Origin of the sequence: Xanthobacter sp. YC-JY1 (genome assembly GCF_021730305.1) — a bacterium.
GTDB classification, from domain to species: domain Bacteria; phylum Pseudomonadota; class Alphaproteobacteria; order Rhizobiales; family Xanthobacteraceae; genus Xanthobacter; species Xanthobacter flavus.
In genome coordinates this window covers 4289658-4305715 of record NZ_CP032674.1, presented here as the reverse complement: position 1 = coordinate 4305715, position 16058 = coordinate 4289658, and the positions used below count along the sequence as shown (strand labels likewise).

The window sequence follows — 16058 nt, the reverse complement described above, 5'->3', positions numbered from 1 at the left end:
GGACGGGCCGGTGGATCACTGGGCGAGCTGGAACTTGCCGTCCTTCAGCTCCAGCACCTTGGCGACCAGCACCGGCTCGCGGTCCTTGTCGAAGGAGAAGGGGCCGAGCACGGTCTGGAGGTCCTTGGTGTCGGCGATGGCGGCGCGCAGCTTCGCCGGATCGGAGACGCCACCCGCGCGCTTCACCGCATCGGCGAAGATGGTCACGGCGGCGTGGGCCTGGGCGGCGAAGGTGTCCGGGGCGTTGCCGTACTTGGCCTTGTAGGCCTCCACGAACGCCTTGTTGGCGGGCGTGTCGAAGTCGATGAACCAGCCCGAGCCCACGAGGAAGCCCTGCGCGGCGGGACCGGCGAGGTCGTTGAGCTTGGTGGAGATGGCGGCGTTGGCGCCGAGGAAGACGGTGGACTGCGGAATGCCGAGCTGGCGGGCCTGCCGCACGATGTTGGCAGTCTCTTCCGCGAGGCCGCCGACGACGATGATGTCGGGGTTGGCTGCCTTGATCTTGGTGAGCTGGGCGGAATAGTCCACGTCGCCCTTCTGGAAGGTCTCGGTGGCCACCACCTTGATGCCGGCCTTGTCGAGGGCGGCCTTGTGCACGCCGTAGGCGGCCTTCATCAGCACGTCGTCGATGCCGTAGATCTGCGCCGCGGTCTTCGGCTGGTAGCGCTTCACCGCATAGGCGAGCACGCCGGGGAACACCGCCGCCTCGGGCGCGCTGGTGCGGAAGATGTATTCGCCGATGGCCGGCACGCCGGGGGCGGTGTTGGACGAGGCGATCACCGGCACCTTGGCGGCGTTGGCGATGGGGTCCGCGGCGAAGGCCGAGGTGGTCAGCGTCGGCCCGAAGATGACCGTCACCTTGTCCTGGTTGATGAGCCGCTGGAAGATGTTGACGGTCTGGCCGCGATCGCCGGCATCGTCCTGGTGGACGGGCACCAGCTTGAGGTCGCCGAGCTTGCCGGAGGCGTTGATCTCGGCGGCAGCCAGCTCCGCGCCGTTCTTCTGCATGGTGCCGTAGAGGGCGGCCGAGCCGCCCGAGGTGGACTGCACGATGCCGAGCTTCACGTCGGCCGCGAAGGCGGGCGCGGCGGCGAGCGAGACGGCAGTGGCGGCGATGAGTAGGCGCGTGAGACGGGCGTGCATCATCATGGCTCCTGAGGAAGGTCGGTCGTTGATGAGCCCTTATTTTGCGGGCCCTTATGAAGGCTTTGTGCGGCCTTTGGCGTCGGTATCGGGGGCGTGCGCGGCTCGATCTGGGCGAGCACGGGCGCTAGCGCGAGGGAATGGAAATGGACGTGCGCGGCGTCCGGCGTCTCGGGAAGGCCGTGATCGCCGATCAGCACCGTCTGCATGCCCAGCGCGTGGGGCACGGCGAGGTTCACTGCGCGGTCGTCAAACATGATGGCGCGGTCCGGCGCGACGCCGTGCCGGCCGACGAGCGTGTCGTAGGCGGCGCGCTCGGGCTTGCCGATATAGTCGCAGGCGGCGATGTCGCACACGCCCTCGAACAGGTCGGATATGCCGAGGCGCTCCAGCACCCGCTCGGCATGGGCGCGCGAGCCGTTGGTGAAGACGAGGCGCCGGCCGGGCAGGGCTTCCAGCGCGAGGCGCAGCTCCGCGTTTTCGGCGAGAACGGAGAGGTCGATCTCGTGGACGAAGGCGAGGAAATCCTGCGGCTTCACCGCGTGGTGGCGCTGGAGCCCGACGAGGGAGGTGCCGTAGGTCTCGTAATAGTGCGCGTGCAGCGCCGCCGCCTCTTCCGGCGTGCAGCCGGTCAATTCCTGGATGAACAGCCAGACGCGGGCGAGCATCTGGCCGTGCAGGCCGGCGGAGCGCGGGTACAAGGTATCGTCGAGGTCGAAGACGAAGGTCTCCGTTCCCGGCCTCAGACGAAAGGGCATGTCCCCGCGCATGGCCCGCCTGTGTTCAGTTCGAGAGCTGCTTGAGGCGGTCGATGGTCCGCTGAGCGCTCGGCTTGATGTCCCGCACATCGAGGCTGATGTCGAGGGCCTTCACCGTGTGGGTGAGGTCGCCGATGGAGATCACGTCCACACCAAGCTCCGCGATGGGTACGATGGTGGTCTCGTTGATGCCGCCGGACGCCTCGGTCATGGCGCGGCCCTTGGTCAGCTTCAGGCCCTCGCGCATTTCGTCGAGGTCCATGTTGTCGAACATGATGATCTCGACGCCGGCATCCAGCGCCTCCTGAACCATCTCCAGGCTCTCGCACTCCACCTCGAACTTGAAGGTGTGCTGCGCGCTCGCCCGCAGGATCTTCACCGCCTCGGTGATGGAGCCGGCGATCTTGATGTGGTTGTCCTTCACCAGCACGCAATTGGCGAGGTTGAAGATGTGGTTGTGGGCGCCGCCCACACGCACGGCATATTTCTGCACCATGCGCAGGCCCGGCCAGCCCTTGCGGGTGTCGGTGATGCGTACGCCGGTGTGCTTCACCAGCTCGGCATAGCGGCGCGTCTTGGTGGCGATGCCGCTCATCTGCTGCAGCCAGTCGAGGGCCGAGCGCTCGATGACGAAGAAGGTGGAGGCGCGCGCCTGCACCCGCATCAGCACGGTGCCGGGCTCCACCGTGGCGCCGTCCTCCACCAGCCATTCGATGCGCGCATCGGGCTCGATGGAACGGATGGTCTCGTCGGCGAACAGCATGCCGCAGACGATCCCGTTCGCCTTGGCGTAGATATTGGCCGTCTGAACCGGATCGTCGCCGACGAGAAAGCCTCCGGTTGTATCGCCGGAGCTTAACTCCTCGCGAAGGCCCAGCTCGACGAGAGGCCGGATCATAAAGCGGTTCAACTTCATTAAACGGCTCCTGGGGCGCTCCCGGCCCGGCTCTGTGATGCTGCCTAGCAGTTGTTTTCTACTATATCAATTGACAAAATCATTTTATCGACAGCGCTCAGCCGTCGAGCCGGTTCGTGAAGGCCTTTCCGCCCTTCATCACCAGATGCAGGCGGTCGCGCTGCTCCAGGATGCGGATGTCGGCGAGCGGATCGCCGTCCAGCACCAGCACGTCGGCCATGCAGCCCGCCTTCAGCGCGCCGAGGTTCGGCTGCTCGATGCATTCCGCCGCCTTGGTGGTGGAGGCGACGATCACCTCCATGGGCGACATGCCGAGCCAGTCCACCATGAAGGCGAGTTCGGCCATGTTCTCGCCCACCAGCAGGCGGTGCGACTGGTCGGTGCCCATGGCCACCTTCACGCCGCGCTTCACCGCCTCCTTCCAGAGGGGGATCTGCGTCTGCATCAGCGAATAGATCTGCGCGTCCTTCACGTCCTCCTGGCCCAATTGGTGACTGGCCCAAGCGGTGTTTTTGCGGCGATGTTCGATGGAGAGCGGCACCAGGGCCAGCGTCGGCACCCACCAGATGCCGCCCGCGATCATGCGGTCCACGCTCTCCTCGTCCATGAACCAGCCGTGCTCCAGCGAGTGGATGCCGGCATTCACCGCATTCTTGATGCCGGCGAGGCCCTCGGCATGTACGGCCACGCGCTTGCCCTTGGCGGCGGCCTCGGAGACGGCGGTGGAAATCTCCTCAATGGTGAATTGCGGCTCGTCCCAGCTGTCGGTCACCGAGGTGATGCCGCCGGTGGCGCAGATCTTGATGAAGTCGGCGCCGCGCATGAGAAGCTCGCGCACCAGGCGGCGGATCTCTTCCACCCCGTCCGCCACCGTGTGGGGGAGCCAGGCGCGCTTCTGGATGCGCATGCCGGCGGGGAGCCAGTAGTCGCCATGGCCGCCGGTCTGCGAGACCATGCCCAGCGAGATGAACAGGCGCGGCCCGTCGATGATGCCTTCCTCGATGGCCTGCCGGAAGCCGGCATCGGCACCGCCCATGTCGCGCGCGGTGGTGATGCCGCAGGCGATGGTCTCGCGGAACACCTCGATGGATTTCAGCACGTTGTAGGTGGGCGTGTTCAAGAGGTGCTGGCGCATGTCGCGGGCGCGGTAGGTGCCGTGGACATGGGTGTCGATGAAGCCGGGCAGCACGGTGCGCCCCGCCGCGTCGAGTTTCTGGGCGCCCGCTGGCACGCTCACCCGGCTCTCGGGGCCGGCGGCGACGATGCGCCCTTCCTCGATCACCACGACCGCATTCGGCACCGGGTCCGCCCCCGTGCCGTCGATCATGGTTCCGCCGACGATTGCGATGGCCATACGCGCCTTGCCTTTCGCTCTGTTCAAAAAGTTAGCAACGCCATTTGCCGGGCATTGAGAGCCAGCCGCCGACGCAACGATGGGTCCAGCCCGCCGACGGTGGCTCCTTTTGTCTTCCGCTAGGTGAGGTCCACCACCACGTTCTTGATCTCGCAGTAGAAATCCAGCGCCTGTAGGCCAAGCTCACGGCCGATGCCGGAGCGCTTGTAGCCGCCGAAAGGCGCGAACACGCTGGTCTTCGAGGCGCTCGGCAGGCCGTTCACCGCCACCATGCCGGTGCGCATGGCCCGCGCCACCCGGAGCGCCCGGCCGATGTCGCGGCACCAGACGGAGCCATTGAGACCATAGTCGCTGTCATTGGCCAGCGCGATGGCCTCGGCCTCGCTGTCGAACGGCGTGAGCGAGCAGACCGGGCCAAAGATCTCCCGGCTGAAGGCGGGATTGTCCGGCCCCACGCCCGAGAGGATGGTGGGCGGGTAGAAGAACCCGTCGCCCTCGGGCATCACCCCGCCGCTCACGAGGTCCGCGCCGGCTTCCCGCGCCAGCGCCACGGTACGGTCCACGGCATCGCGGTGAGAGGCGGAGATGAGCGGGCCGAGATTGGTCGCGGGGTCCAGCGCCTTGCCGGTTTTCAGCTTGGCGGCCGCAGCGGTGAAGGCACGGGCGAAGGGCTCCAGCGCGCCGCGCTCCACCAGAAGGCGCGAGCGGGCGGAGCAGGACTGGCCGGCATTGCCGAATCCCGAGGCCACCGCGCTCGCTGCTGCCTTCTCCATGTCGGCATCGGCGAAGACCAAAGCGGCGTTCTTGCCGCCGAGTTCCAGCGCCACGCGCTTGATGGAAGCGGAGGCCAGCCGCATCACTTCCGACCCCACGGCGGTGGAGCCGGTGAACGAAATGCCGTCGATGCGCGGGTCCTCCGCCAACCGCCGCCCCACGTCCGCGCCGCCGGGCAGCATGGAGAGGAAGCCGTCGGGCACGCCCGCCTCGCGGCACACTTCGGCAAGGAGCAGGGCGGTGAGCGGCGTCAGAGGCGCGGGCTTCAGGATGGCGGCGCAGCCGGCGGCAAGCGCGGGCGCGAGCTTCCAAGAGGCGCCGAGCAGCGGGAAGTTCCACGGCACGATCTGCGCCACCACGCCCAGGGGCTCGCGCAGGGTGAAATCCAGAAGATCCTTGCCGAGGGGGATGGTGTCGCCGAACACCTTGTCCATGGCCCCGGCATAATAAGTGAAGACGCGGATCGCCCCTTCCACCTCGCGCAGGGCGCCGGAGATGGGCTTGCCGGCGTTCACCGCCTCGATCTGCGCAAACTTGTCCTGCCGTGCCGTGATCCCGGCCGCGATGCGGTGGAGCACCGCGCCGCGGTCCACGGGCGGAAGATGGGGCCAGTCGCCGGCATCGAAGGCATGGCGCGCCATGCGGATCGCCGCCTCCACCTCCACCGGACCCGCCAGCGCGACCTCGGCGAGGGGCGTGCCCGTCCAGGGATCGACCAGCGCCTCGACGCCGCCGCCCATGGCGGGCACGAAGCGTCCGCCCACGAAGGGCTCGCGGTGGAGGGACGGCAGCACGGCGTTCATGGCGCCGTTGCCTCCAGCGCCTGCATCTTCTCATAGAGCGCGGTGGCGGCGGCGGCCGGGTCCTTCGCCTCGGTGATGAGGCGGCCGACGATGGCGAAGCGGCGCGGGCAGGCTTCGGCGGCGGCGAACGCCCCCTCGATGGTGCCGCCCAGCGAGCCGAAGCCGGTGAGGAATACCAGCGGGTTCTTCACGTTCGCCGCGATCCAGCGCGACCAGCGCGTGACCTTCGCGGCATCGTGCGCGGGCAGGACGAAATGATCGGCGCCGCCCTGGACCGAGCGCTCCAGGATGAGGTCCAGCGCATTGTCGAGGAGGTAGCCGCCGCCGGAGACGCCATAGTCGGCGACCGGGATCTCGCCGCCCACCACCGGCGCGATGCCGGCCTTCAGCGCCTCGCCGACGAAGCCGTCCACCGCAGTGGGGCCGGCAACGGGGAAAAGGATGAGCCCGTCCACCTCGGCCTCGGCGCAGAGGGCGGTGAACTTCTTCGCCATGTCCGGCATGTCCGGGCCGGCCTTCTGGTGGTCGTAGAGGATGGGCAGGTCGGTGAGGTCGCGCACCCGCCGCATGGACTCTTTCAGGCCATGGCGCAGCACGCTGGTGAGGCCGAGCTTGTAGCCGGCGACGCCGGGCACGCCGCTCGTCGCCTTCACCACCGCATCGAACTTCTCCTGCGTCTCGATGTCGAGGGCGGGGACGATGCCCACGGTGCCGGAAAAGGTCTTCGCCGAAAAAGTGCTGGCCATTGCGGTCTCGCTCGTTTCCATCCTGTCCACGAACGCTAGGGGCGGGGAGGGACACGCGGTAGCGCCGGCTTGTTACAGGCTTATGGAGCCAGTCCGGCCCATGGGGCCAGTTGCGGGCGGGGCGAGGGTGCGCGGGCGGCTTTTCGCGCAATTCGGCCACGCTTCGTTCAACTTGCATTCAGCCGGCGTTTCATAAACATGGCCCTGCTGGAGCTTGACCATGGTTCGGGCTCGGCAAGATCCAGTGCCATCAGGCCGTCCCGCCACCTTTCACCTTATGAAGGCCGCACATGAAGACGGGTATTCTCGCCGCGCTCGCCGTCGCCGCCACGCTCGCCACCAGCTCGGGGGCGCAGGCTCAGGTCAAGCCCTATGGAGCGGGCTTCGATGGCTGGACCTTCACCGCCACCACGGAGAAATCCGGCATCATCAATTGCCGCGCCACGCGCAAGGTCGGCAACCGTGACGACATCATTGCCCGGCGCACCGATGGCCACGTCTACATGAGCGTCAAGGCCGAGGGCCGCAAGGGCGACTTCAAGGGCACCATCGTCAACGTCCCCGGCAAGCCGCGCGGCATGCTGGAATGGACGGTGCCGGGCGGTGCAGATGGCACGCGCATGTGGTTCACCATGCCATTCGTGGCCATCGACCATATCGTGGCCGCCGGCGCCTACCAGTTCTCGCTGCCGGATTCCGAGGATGTGGGGACGGTCAATCTCGGCAAGCGCGCCAAGGAAGCGTGGGCCCGCGTCAACCAGTGCGTCCAGGCCAACGGCGGGTAATTGGTGCCACCGGCCTCGGTCTTCGATCGAGGGCCGAGCGGGCCAGTCCCGGGTGCCTAGGGTCTCACTCGGGGCGCGCCATTCCGGCGAGCAGGGTCAGCGCGTCGGCGAGGTCCTGCTCCTCGATGCCGCGGGCGATGAGCACCATGCGGTTCTCGTCCCCCGCCGCGTTGGCGAGGAGGCCGGGGGAATAGACCAGCCCCTGCACCCCGTGCAGCACCACCGGCTGCGGCACCTCTTCCAGATGCAGGATGCCCTTGAGGCGCAGCAAGGCGGCGCCGAACAGGTCACTCACCCGGTCGAGCCAGGCGTCCACCTGGTCCTGGGTGAGGCGGCCGGGGAAGGCGAGGGAGGCGGTGGTCACCGCATGGCCGACGCCGGTGGCCGAGAAGCGTCGGCTGAGCGGGCGCGGCGTCTCGCGCGGGTCGATCCACAGCAGCGTGCCGTCGCGCGCCGACGCCGGCAGCACATGGCATTCCGCCAGCGGATTGAGCATCGCCACCTCGCGCTCGGCGGCGGCGAGCTGGTCGGCGGTGGCGAGGTCCGCCTTGCTGATGAGGATGCGGTCGGCGAGGGCCACCTGCGTCATCCCCTCGGGATGATGGGCGAGGGTTGAGGCGAAGTTTGCGGCATCCACCACCGTGGTCACGCCGGCGATGGAGAAATGCCGGTTGAACAGCGGATCGGCGATCAGCGCATGGAGCACCGGCGCGGGATCGGCGAGGCCGCTCGTTTCCACCACCACCCGGCGGAAGGCGAAGTCGTCCATGGCGCGGCGGCGCAACAGGCCGTTGAGCGTGGCGTTGAGCGAGCCCTTCATGCGGCAGCAGATGCAGCCGCCCTCGAGCAGCATCACCTCGTCGCTGCCGGTCTCGATGAGCGCATGGTCGATGCCGGCGTCGCCCGCCTCGTTGATGATGACGGCGGTGTCGCGGAAGGCCGGGCGCTTCAGGAGATCGTTGAGCAGGGTCGTCTTGCCGGCACCGAGGAAGCCGGTGACGAGGACGACCGGAATGTCGCTCATGCGCGGCGCGTCAGGCGAGCTGGGACTTGAGCAGAGCGAGGGCCGCCTGCACGGCGCAGAGGCGCACATTGTCCCGGCTGCCGGGGAAGACGTGGCGTTCTTCCGCGAGCCCGCCGTCCCGGGTGGCCACCGCGATGAAGATGGTGCCCACGGGATTGACCGCATTGCCGCCGCCGGGCCCGGCATAGCCGGTGATGGCGACGGTGGCGCCCGCCTCGGAATGGCCGAGCAGGCCCTGGGCGAGGCCGCGCGTGACCTCCGCGCTCACCGCGCCATGGGCGGCGGAGACGGCGGCCGGCACATCGAGGCCGGTGGCCTTGGCGGAGGAATGGTAGAGCACATAGCCCCGCTCGAAGATCTCCGAGGCGCCGGACACCGAGGTGAGGCAGGCGGCGACAAGGCCGGAGGTCACCGTCTCGGCGGCGGCAAGCCGGATGTTCCGCGCCCGCGCGGCCGCCAGCACATCTGCGGCAAGTGTGAGGAGGGGCGCGGGAAACAGGGTTTCGTCCGCCTGGAGCAAAGCGGTGTCGGGCATAAGTGTCGCCTCAGATGCGGGCGCGGCCGCCAATTCAGCAAAGCACGCGCGTCGACGGTGAAAATGGTTGTCCCCCACCGGTCAAGTCAAGCAAGCGGCAGGGGTGGCCCCAAAACGCCGTCAGCGACTGGCCCTCTCGCAACTGGCCCCAATAGGTGCCAACATGCGGTGTTGCCCGGACCAAAGAGATGCGACCCCGTGCTGATCTCCCTCGACCGCGCCTCCACTCTGAGCCTTCAGGAACAGCTCTTCGAGCAGATCCGCCAGCAGATCCTGGATGGGCGGCTGAAGGCCGAGGCGGCGGTGCCGTCCTCCCGCCATCTCGCCCAGCAGCTCGGCGTCTCCCGCAATTCGGTGACGTTCGCCTATGAGCGGCTGATCAACGAGGGCTATCTCGTCACCCGCCCCATGGTCGGGACCTATGTGGCGGCGGTGGTTCCCGAAACAGCCATGAGCGCGTCGGTGAGCGCGTCCGCCTCGGCTGTGTCGGTGCGCGCGGAGGCGCCGGCTCCGGCGGAGCGGCGCTCGCCCGAGAAGCTGGCGCCCGCCGCCTTCACCGGCCGGCCCCATTCCATCCTCAACACCAGCCGCATCCCCATCGATTTCTGGCCCCAGCGCACCGATCCGCGCGCCTTCCCGCTGAAGACGTGGCGGCGCCTCGTGCTGCATGCCCTCGCCGTGGCCGGGCACAACCTGACCGAATATGGCGATCCCTGCGGCCTCATGGCCCTGCGCACCGCCATCGCCGACCATGTGGCGGTGATGCGCGACATCCATGTGCGTCCCGAACAGGTGGTGATCGTCGCCGGCGCCCAGCTCGCCCTCAACCTCGCGCTGCGGGTGCTGGCGCGGGAGGGCGACGCGGTGGTGGTGGAGAATCCCTGCAGCCAGGGCGCCGCCTATCTGTTCGAGAGCGTCAACATGCACCTCCACCCGCTGCCGGTGGATGAGCACGGCATCGACACGTCGCGCCTCGCCGGCGTGGCAGCGCAGCTCGCTTATGTGATGCCCTCCCACCAATACCCCATGGGGGGCGTGCTCTCGCTGGAGCGGCGCCAGCAATTGCTCGCCTGGGCCGACCGGACCGGCGCCTATCTGATCGAGGACGATTACGACAGCGAGTTCCACTATGGCGGCATGCTGCTGCCGGCGCTCAAGGCCATGAGCCCGGAGAACGTGATCTATCTCGGCACCTTCTCCAAATCACTGGGCGCGGGGCTGCGCACGGGCTTCGCCATCTTCCCCGATCACCTCGCCCCGGCGGCGGGGGCGGCGAAGGCGCTGCTCGACAACGGGCATGTGTGGCTGGAACAGGCGGCGCTGGCCGAATTCCTCCACACCGGCGGCTTCGTACGCCACCTGCGGCGGGTGCGGCTGCGCTACCAGCAGCGGCGCAACGTGCTGGTCTCCGCCCTGCGCGATGCGTTCGGGCGGGTGGAACTGCGCGGCACGGAGGCGGGCACCCACCTCGCCTGGAAGCTGCCGCCGGGCATGCCGCGCGCCCACCAGATGGCGGCGCTGGCCAAGAGCCGCAATGTCGGCCTCTACACCATCCAGAACGGCGGCGGGCATGAATACGGCACCGCCGACGTGAGCAACGACTGGCTGCTGCTCGGCTACGCCTCCCTGGCCGAGGAGCAGATCGAGGCTGGCATCCACCGCCTGCGCGGCGCGCTGTAGATGCGCCTGCGGGCGGCACCTCAACGGCCTGATCCCAATGGGATTTTTGCGTCAGTGAGGGTGTCGTGCGGCAGGCGTCCTCGGCGCTGTTCCGGCATGGTGGTGATACCAACGTGAAGCTTTGCAATCGCGCTGGCGTGGGTGGGGCGCGCCAGCCATGATCGCACCATGACCGACACCGTGAATCAGGCTGCCCCGCATCCCTTCAACCTCGCCCGCTTCTGCCTCACCGGGGCGGGCGCGGCGGCAGACAAGCCGGCCTTGCTGGTGGCCGAGGGGCCGAAGGGCCGCATCATCGAGCGGTGGAGCTACGGTGAATTGCGGGAGGCCGTGCTGCGCGTGGCCGGCGGCTTTGCCGGATACGGCCTGCCGCGCGGCTCGCGGGTACTGCTTCGGGTGGGCAACACCTCGCAATTCCCGCTGATGTTCTTCGGCGCCATCGCCGCCGGGCTCGCGCCCATTCCCACCTCGACCATGCTCACGGCGCACGAGGTGGAGATGATCCTCGATGATTCCGGCGCGGCCCTGGTGGTGGGCGACAGTTCGGGCGTGATGCCGGCGCCGCGCGCGGGCGTTGGCGTCATCGATGCCGCCGGCATGGATCGGCTGGGCGCGGCATCGGCCATGAATTTCGCCGACACGGGGGCGGACGACCTCGCCTTCCTGGTCTTCACCTCCGGCACCAGCGGGCGCCCCAAGGGCGTCGCCCATGCCCAGCGGGTGGGGCTCGGGCGCATTCCCATGCGCGCCGGCTGGCATGACCTGAAGGGCGACGACCTGCTCTTCCACGCCGGTGCGTTCAACTGGACCTATACGCTGGGCGTCGGCCTCATGGACCCGTGGGCGGTGGGGGCGACCAGCATCGTCCATCTCGGCGATCGCCCGCCGGGTGCGTGGCTCGATCTGTTGGAGGAGACCGGCGCGACCCAGTTTGCCGCCGTGCCCGGCCTCTACCGGCGCATCCTGAAATATGCCGACATCACGCCCGACCGCTTCCCCGCTTTGCGCCATGGCCTCACCGCCGGGGAGGCGCTGAAGGCGGCGCTGCACACAGAGTGGGTGGCGGCGACGGGGCGCCCGCTCTACGAGGCGCTGGGGATGAGCGAGATTTCCACCTACGTCTCCTCCGGCCCCGCGGTGCCCACCCGGCCGGGCAGTCCCGGCAAGCCGCAGGCTGGGCGGCGGGTCGTCGTGCTGCCGCCCGAGGGCGAGGCCCCGGACGCCCTCCACCCGCTTCCGGCGGGCGACACCGGCGTTCTCGCGGTGCATCGCTCCGATCCCGGCCTGATGCTCGGCTATTGGGGACTGCCGGACGAGACGGCGGCGGCGATGCGCGGCGAGTGGTTCCTCACCGGCGATCTCGCCCGCTTCGATGCGGACGGCTACCTCTGGTACGAGGGCCGCGCCGACGACCAGATGAACGCCTTTGGCTATCGCGTGGCGCCGGAAGAGGTGGAGCGCGCGCTTGCCGCCCATCCGGACGTGGCCGAGGTGGCGGTGGCGGAGGTGCAATCGGGAGACGTCTCCCTCGTCACCGCCTTCGTCGTGCTGCAGGCGGGAGCCGAGGCCGATGCGGCGGCGCTCGAAGCCTATGCCGCAGAGCACCTCGCCGAGTACAAGCGCCCCCGCTCTTATGTCTTCATCGAGGAACTGCCCCGCACCGGCTCCGGCAAGGTGATGCGCCGCGCGCTCAGGGGGTAGGGAAGGGGGAGCTTGGGCGGCGGGTTAAGACCGGGAGCGGCCCTTTCCCGCCATCACCGTCATCCCCGGCTTGTCCGGGGGATCCACCCCTTTCGCGTGTCCGCTCGATGTGATCCGGGCACCCCACCAGACCATCCGTGGATCGCCCGCACGAGGCGGGCGATGACAGCTGTTCAGGGGGAAGGGACGGACGGGCGATCACAACGGCGCGGTCGCTCTCACGCCGCCGCCGAACTGGCTCCGGCCCGCGCATCCTCAAGAGCCAGCCGCGCGCCCTTCTCCGCGATCATCGCGGTGGGGGTGTTGGTGTTGCCGGATGTGATGGTGGGCATGATGGAGGCGTCGATCACGCGCAGGCCTCCGAGGCCGATGAAGCGCAGGCGCTCGTCCACCACCGCCATGGGGTCGTCCACGCGCCCCATCTTCGCCGTGCCCACGGGATGGAAGATGGTGGTGCCGATATCGCCCGCCGCCTTGGCGAGCGAGGCATCGTCGTCGCCCACGGACGGACCGGGCAGATATTCCTCCGGCCGGTAGGGGGCCAGCGCCTGCTGGCGCATGAGGCGGCGGGTGACGCGGATGGCGTCCGCCGCCACCTGCCGGTCTTCCTCGGTGGTGAGGTAATGCGGCGCGATTTGCGGCTTTGCCTCGGGATCGGCATTGGCGATGCGCACGACGCCGCGCGAGGTGGGGCGCAGGTTGCACGCCGCCACGGTGATGGCCGGGAAACGGTGTAGCGGCTCGCCGAACTTGTCGAGCGAGAGCGGCTGCACGTGGAACTGGATGTTCGCCCGCTCCTGATGCGGATCGGACCTGGTGAAGATGCCGAGCTGGGAGGGCGCCATGGTGAGCGGCCCGCGCCGGCGCAGGGCGTAGTCCACGCCCATCAGGGCGCGGCGGGGCAGGGAATAATAGGTCTCGTTCAGGGTGCGGATGCCGGAGACTTTGTAGATGGCCCGCTGCTGGAGATGATCCTGCAGATTGCGCCCCACCCCCTGCCGGTCCAGCACCGTTTCGACGCCACGCTCGGCGAGCCACTCGCCCGGCCCGACGCCCGAGCGCTGGAGGATCTGCACCGAACCGATGGATCCGGCGGTGAGGATGACCTCGCCGCGGGAGCGCGCCTCGATCCAGCGCCCGTTCTGGCGATAGCGCACGCCCACGGCGCGGCCGTTCTCGATGATGAGGCGGTCGGCCAGCACGTCCGTCTCCAGCCGGAGATTGGGGCGGCCGAGGGCAGGCTTCAGGAAGCCGCGCGCGGAGGACCAGCGGCGGCCGAACTTCTGGTTCACATGGAAGTATCCGACGCCCTCGTTGTCGCCGGTGTTGAAGTCCGGCACCTTGCGGATGCCGAGTTCGGTGGCGGCGTTGGCCACCGCGTTCAGCACGTCCCATTCGATGCGCGGCGGCTCGATGCGCCAGCCGCCGCCCGAGCCGTGAATGTCGCTGGCGCCGAGGAAATGGTCCTCCAGCGACTTGAAGGCCGGCAGCACGTCCTCCCAGCCCCAGCCGGAAAGGCCAAGCTGGCGCCAGTGGTCATAGTCCGCCGACTGGCCGCGCATGGAGATCATGGCATTGATGGCCGAGCAGCCGCCGATGACCTTGCCGCGGGGATAATTGAGGGACCGGCCGTTCAGCCCGGGCTCGGCATCGGTCTTGAACATCCAGTCGGCGCGCGGATTGCCGATGGCGAAGAGATAGCCGACGGGAATGTGGAACCAGATCCAGTTGTCCCGCCCGCCGGCTTCCAGCAGCAGCACGCGAGTGCGCGGATCGGCCGAGAGGCGGTTGGCAACGATGCAGCCGGCCGTGCCGGCGCCGACGACGATATAGTCGTAATCCCCTTCGAGCCGTTCCACCGGCGCCTCCCGCTTGTTTCTCTCCGCTGGTGATCCCAGCTTGGATTTCTGCACGCAAGGACGATAGTTTCCGATCCATCCTGCATTTTTGCAGGATGGCCTCAATACCCGCAGGGACTTCACCGCATCATGGATTGGGACGACCTGCGCATCTTCCTCCAGCTTGTCCGCACCGGGCGCATGGCCGGCGCCGGGCGGGCGCTGGGGCTGGACGATACCACGGTGGGCCGGCGGGTCGCGCGGCTGGAGGCGGCGGTGGGCGCCCCCCTCGTCACCCGCGCCGGGCGGCGGACCCTCATCACCGAGGAGGGGCAGAAGCTGGCGCAGGCGGCGGAGGAGATGGAATCCCTCGTGCTGCGCAAGATCACCGGCCTCGGCGAGGGCGAGCGCCAGCCCACGGGGCGGGTGCGCGTGGGCGCGCCGGAGGGGCTGGGGGTGGGCTATCTCGCGGCGCGGCTCGCCGCGCTCTCGGCCGACAATCCGAAGCTGGAGACGGAGCTGGTCGCCCTGCCGCGGTCCTATTCGCTGGCGAGCCGGGAGGTGGACATCGCCATCACGCTGGACCGCCCCATCGCCGGGCAGGTCAGGGTGCGCAAGCTCACCGACTACACGCTGCAGCTCTACGGCACGCAGGCCTATCTCGACCGGCGCGGGCGGCCGGCAACGGTGGATAACCTGAAGGACCACGTGCTCGCCGGCTACATCCCGGAACTGCTCTTCACCCGCGCCCTCGACTTCTCGCAATTGGGGCCGGGGGTGGAGCTGAAGCCGGTCATCCGCTCCACCAGCGTCATCGCGCAGGTGAATGCGGTGCTCTCCGGCGCCGCCATCGGCGTGCTGCCGGCCTTCCTCGCGGCGCCCCATAAGAACCTTCTGCCGCTGCTGGACGAGCAGGTGCGCCTCACCCGCAGCTACTGGCTCTCCGTGCATGACGATCTCGCCCACCTCGCCCGGGTGCGGGCGGTGCTCGATGCCATCACCGCCGCCGTTCGGGCGGACCGCGCGCAGTTCATTCGGCGATGAAGCGGGCGCGTTCCTCGCGGAAGCGGCGGGCGAGGAAGGCGCGCACGGTGGCGATGCGGCGCACCTCCACCGTGTCGGGATGGGCGAGCAGGAAATAGCTGCGGCGGAAGGCGATGCGCGGCAGGATGCGCACCAGCGCGTCGCCATAATAGGCGGCGGCAAAATCGTGCAGCACGCCGATGCCGGCGCCGGAGCGCACCGCCTCCATCTGGCCGGTGACGCTGGCGCAGCGGAAGGGCTGGCCGCCGTGCTTCTCCAGCACGCCGGAATAATCCAGCGCCGAGGCATAGGCGAGGTCTTCCACCCCAGTTACCACCCGCCGGCCGGCAAGGTCCGCCTCGCTCTCCGGCGCGCCAAAAGCGGCGATGTAGCTGGCGGCGGCATAGGCGCCCAGCGTGTAGTCGGTGAGGCGCGAGACGGTGAGGCGGCCCTCGGTGGGCCGGTCGAGCACGATGGCGAGGTCCGCCTCGCGCCGGGAGAGGGAGAAGGTGCGCGGCAGCGGCACCAGCTCCACCACCAGATGGGGATGGAGCAGCGCGAGCCGCCCCAGCTCGGCGGCGAGGAAATAATTGCCGAGCCCGTCCGGCGCGCCGATGCGCACGGTGCCGGAGACCTCGGCCTCCTCCTTGCGGAAGCGCTCGGCGATGCCCAGCATCTCCGCCTCCACCCGTTCCGCCGCCGGCATCAGCCGCTCGCCCGCCTGGGTGAGGACGCAGCCGGTGGGGCGGCGGTCGAACAGCGGGCTGCCCAGCGCCGCCTCCAGCGCATCGAGCCGGCGGGCGATGGTGGCGTGGTTCAGCGCCAGCTGCCGTGCGGCGGCCAGCAATTGCCCGCGCCGGGCGACAGCGAGGAAGACGCGCAGGTGGTCCCAGTCGAGGGGGAGATTCATGGGCTACAATTTTCGCACAACAGCTGCTCGGACTATAGCATTGCTGCGCGTCGTTTGAAGCGCCATCA

14 protein-coding genes are annotated in these 16058 nt (G+C 68.9%); 4 read left to right on the top strand and 10 right to left on the bottom strand.

The genetic code is table 11. The features are described 5' to 3' along the window. Nucleotides 1-15 precede the first annotated feature (15 nt). From D7006_RS20210 to D7006_RS20185, 6 genes are all read right to left on the bottom strand, one after another. On the bottom strand, nucleotides 16-1143 hold the full coding sequence (locus D7006_RS20210) for an ABC transporter substrate-binding protein (protein WP_169123719.1): 1128 nt from the start codon (nucleotides 1141-1143) through the stop codon (nucleotides 16-18). Nucleotides 1144-1145: 2 nt separating this feature from the next. Continuing rightward, on the bottom strand, nucleotides 1146-1901 hold the full coding sequence (locus D7006_RS20205) for a pyrimidine 5'-nucleotidase (protein WP_237354331.1): 756 nt from the start codon (nucleotides 1899-1901) through the stop codon (nucleotides 1146-1148). Nucleotides 1902-1926: 25 nt separating this feature from the next. Then, entirely contained in the window at nucleotides 1927-2799 is an 873-nt protein-coding gene (gene nadC, locus D7006_RS20200) for a carboxylating nicotinate-nucleotide diphosphorylase (protein ID WP_210257822.1), read from the bottom strand. Nucleotides 2800-2914: 115 nt separating this feature from the next. Beyond that, nucleotides 2915-4171 carry an amidohydrolase family protein gene (locus D7006_RS20195; RefSeq protein ID WP_237354330.1) on the bottom strand — a complete coding sequence of 419 codons (1257 nt, stop codon included), beginning with the start codon at nucleotides 4169-4171 and terminating at the stop codon, nucleotides 2915-2917. Nucleotides 4172-4290: 119 nt separating this feature from the next. Further along, complete coding sequence (locus D7006_RS20190) at nucleotides 4291-5748, bottom strand: aldehyde dehydrogenase (protein WP_237354329.1); 1458 nt, start codon at nucleotides 5746-5748, stop codon at nucleotides 4291-4293. Further along, nucleotides 5745-6494, bottom strand: coding sequence for an orotidine 5'-phosphate decarboxylase / HUMPS family protein (locus D7006_RS20185; RefSeq protein ID WP_169123722.1), 750 nt, complete (start codon nucleotides 6492-6494; stop codon nucleotides 5745-5747). The genes D7006_RS20190 and D7006_RS20185 overlap by 4 nt, the downstream gene beginning before the upstream one ends. 290 nt (nucleotides 6495-6784) lie before the next feature. On the opposite strand from D7006_RS20185, the gene D7006_RS20180 reads away from it, so the two are divergent. Beyond that, nucleotides 6785-7279: a hypothetical protein gene (locus D7006_RS20180; RefSeq protein WP_237354328.1), complete on the top strand. Its 495-nt coding sequence runs from the start codon at nucleotides 6785-6787 to the stop codon at nucleotides 7277-7279. Between the two features lie 64 nt (nucleotides 7280-7343). On the opposite strand, the gene D7006_RS20175 is transcribed toward D7006_RS20180, so the two are convergent. Beyond that, nucleotides 7344-8303: a GTP-binding protein gene (locus D7006_RS20175; RefSeq protein WP_237354327.1), complete on the bottom strand. Its 960-nt coding sequence runs from the start codon at nucleotides 8301-8303 to the stop codon at nucleotides 7344-7346. Nucleotides 8304-8313: 10 nt separating this feature from the next. Continuing rightward, complete coding sequence (locus tag D7006_RS20170) at nucleotides 8314-8838, bottom strand: CinA family protein (protein ID WP_229643353.1); 525 nt, start codon at nucleotides 8836-8838, stop codon at nucleotides 8314-8316. 198 nt (nucleotides 8839-9036) lie between these two features. Here D7006_RS20170 and D7006_RS20165 point away from each other — a divergent pair, with 198 nt between their 5' ends. Together D7006_RS20165 and D7006_RS20160 are read left to right on the top strand one after the other, a co-directional pair. Next, nucleotides 9037-10518 (top strand): PLP-dependent aminotransferase family protein, encoded by a 1482-nt coding sequence (locus tag D7006_RS20165; protein WP_237354326.1) that lies wholly within the window; start codon nucleotides 9037-9039, stop codon nucleotides 10516-10518. A 168-nt stretch (nucleotides 10519-10686) separates the two neighbouring features. Further along, nucleotides 10687-12219 carry a class I adenylate-forming enzyme family protein gene (locus D7006_RS20160; protein WP_237354325.1) on the top strand — a complete coding sequence of 511 codons (1533 nt, stop codon included), beginning with the start codon at nucleotides 10687-10689 and terminating at the stop codon, nucleotides 12217-12219. Nucleotides 12220-12437: 218 nt separating this feature from the next. On the opposite strand, the gene D7006_RS20155 is transcribed toward D7006_RS20160, so the two are convergent. Beyond that, nucleotides 12438-14078 carry a GMC family oxidoreductase gene (locus D7006_RS20155; protein ID WP_237354324.1) on the bottom strand — a complete coding sequence of 547 codons (1641 nt, stop codon included), beginning with the start codon at nucleotides 14076-14078 and terminating at the stop codon, nucleotides 12438-12440. A gap of 129 nt (nucleotides 14079-14207) precedes the next feature. Between D7006_RS20155 and D7006_RS20150 the strand changes: the two genes are divergently transcribed. Further along, nucleotides 14208-15101: a LysR family transcriptional regulator gene (locus D7006_RS20150; RefSeq protein WP_237354323.1), complete on the top strand. Its 894-nt coding sequence runs from the start codon at nucleotides 14208-14210 to the stop codon at nucleotides 15099-15101. On the opposite strand, the gene D7006_RS20145 is transcribed toward D7006_RS20150, so the two are convergent. Next, entirely contained in the window at nucleotides 15088-15990 is a 903-nt protein-coding gene (locus D7006_RS20145; protein WP_237354322.1) for a LysR family transcriptional regulator, read from the bottom strand. The two genes, D7006_RS20150 and D7006_RS20145, sit on opposite strands and share 14 nt — an antisense overlap. Between the last annotated feature and the right edge of the window lie 68 nt (nucleotides 15991-16058).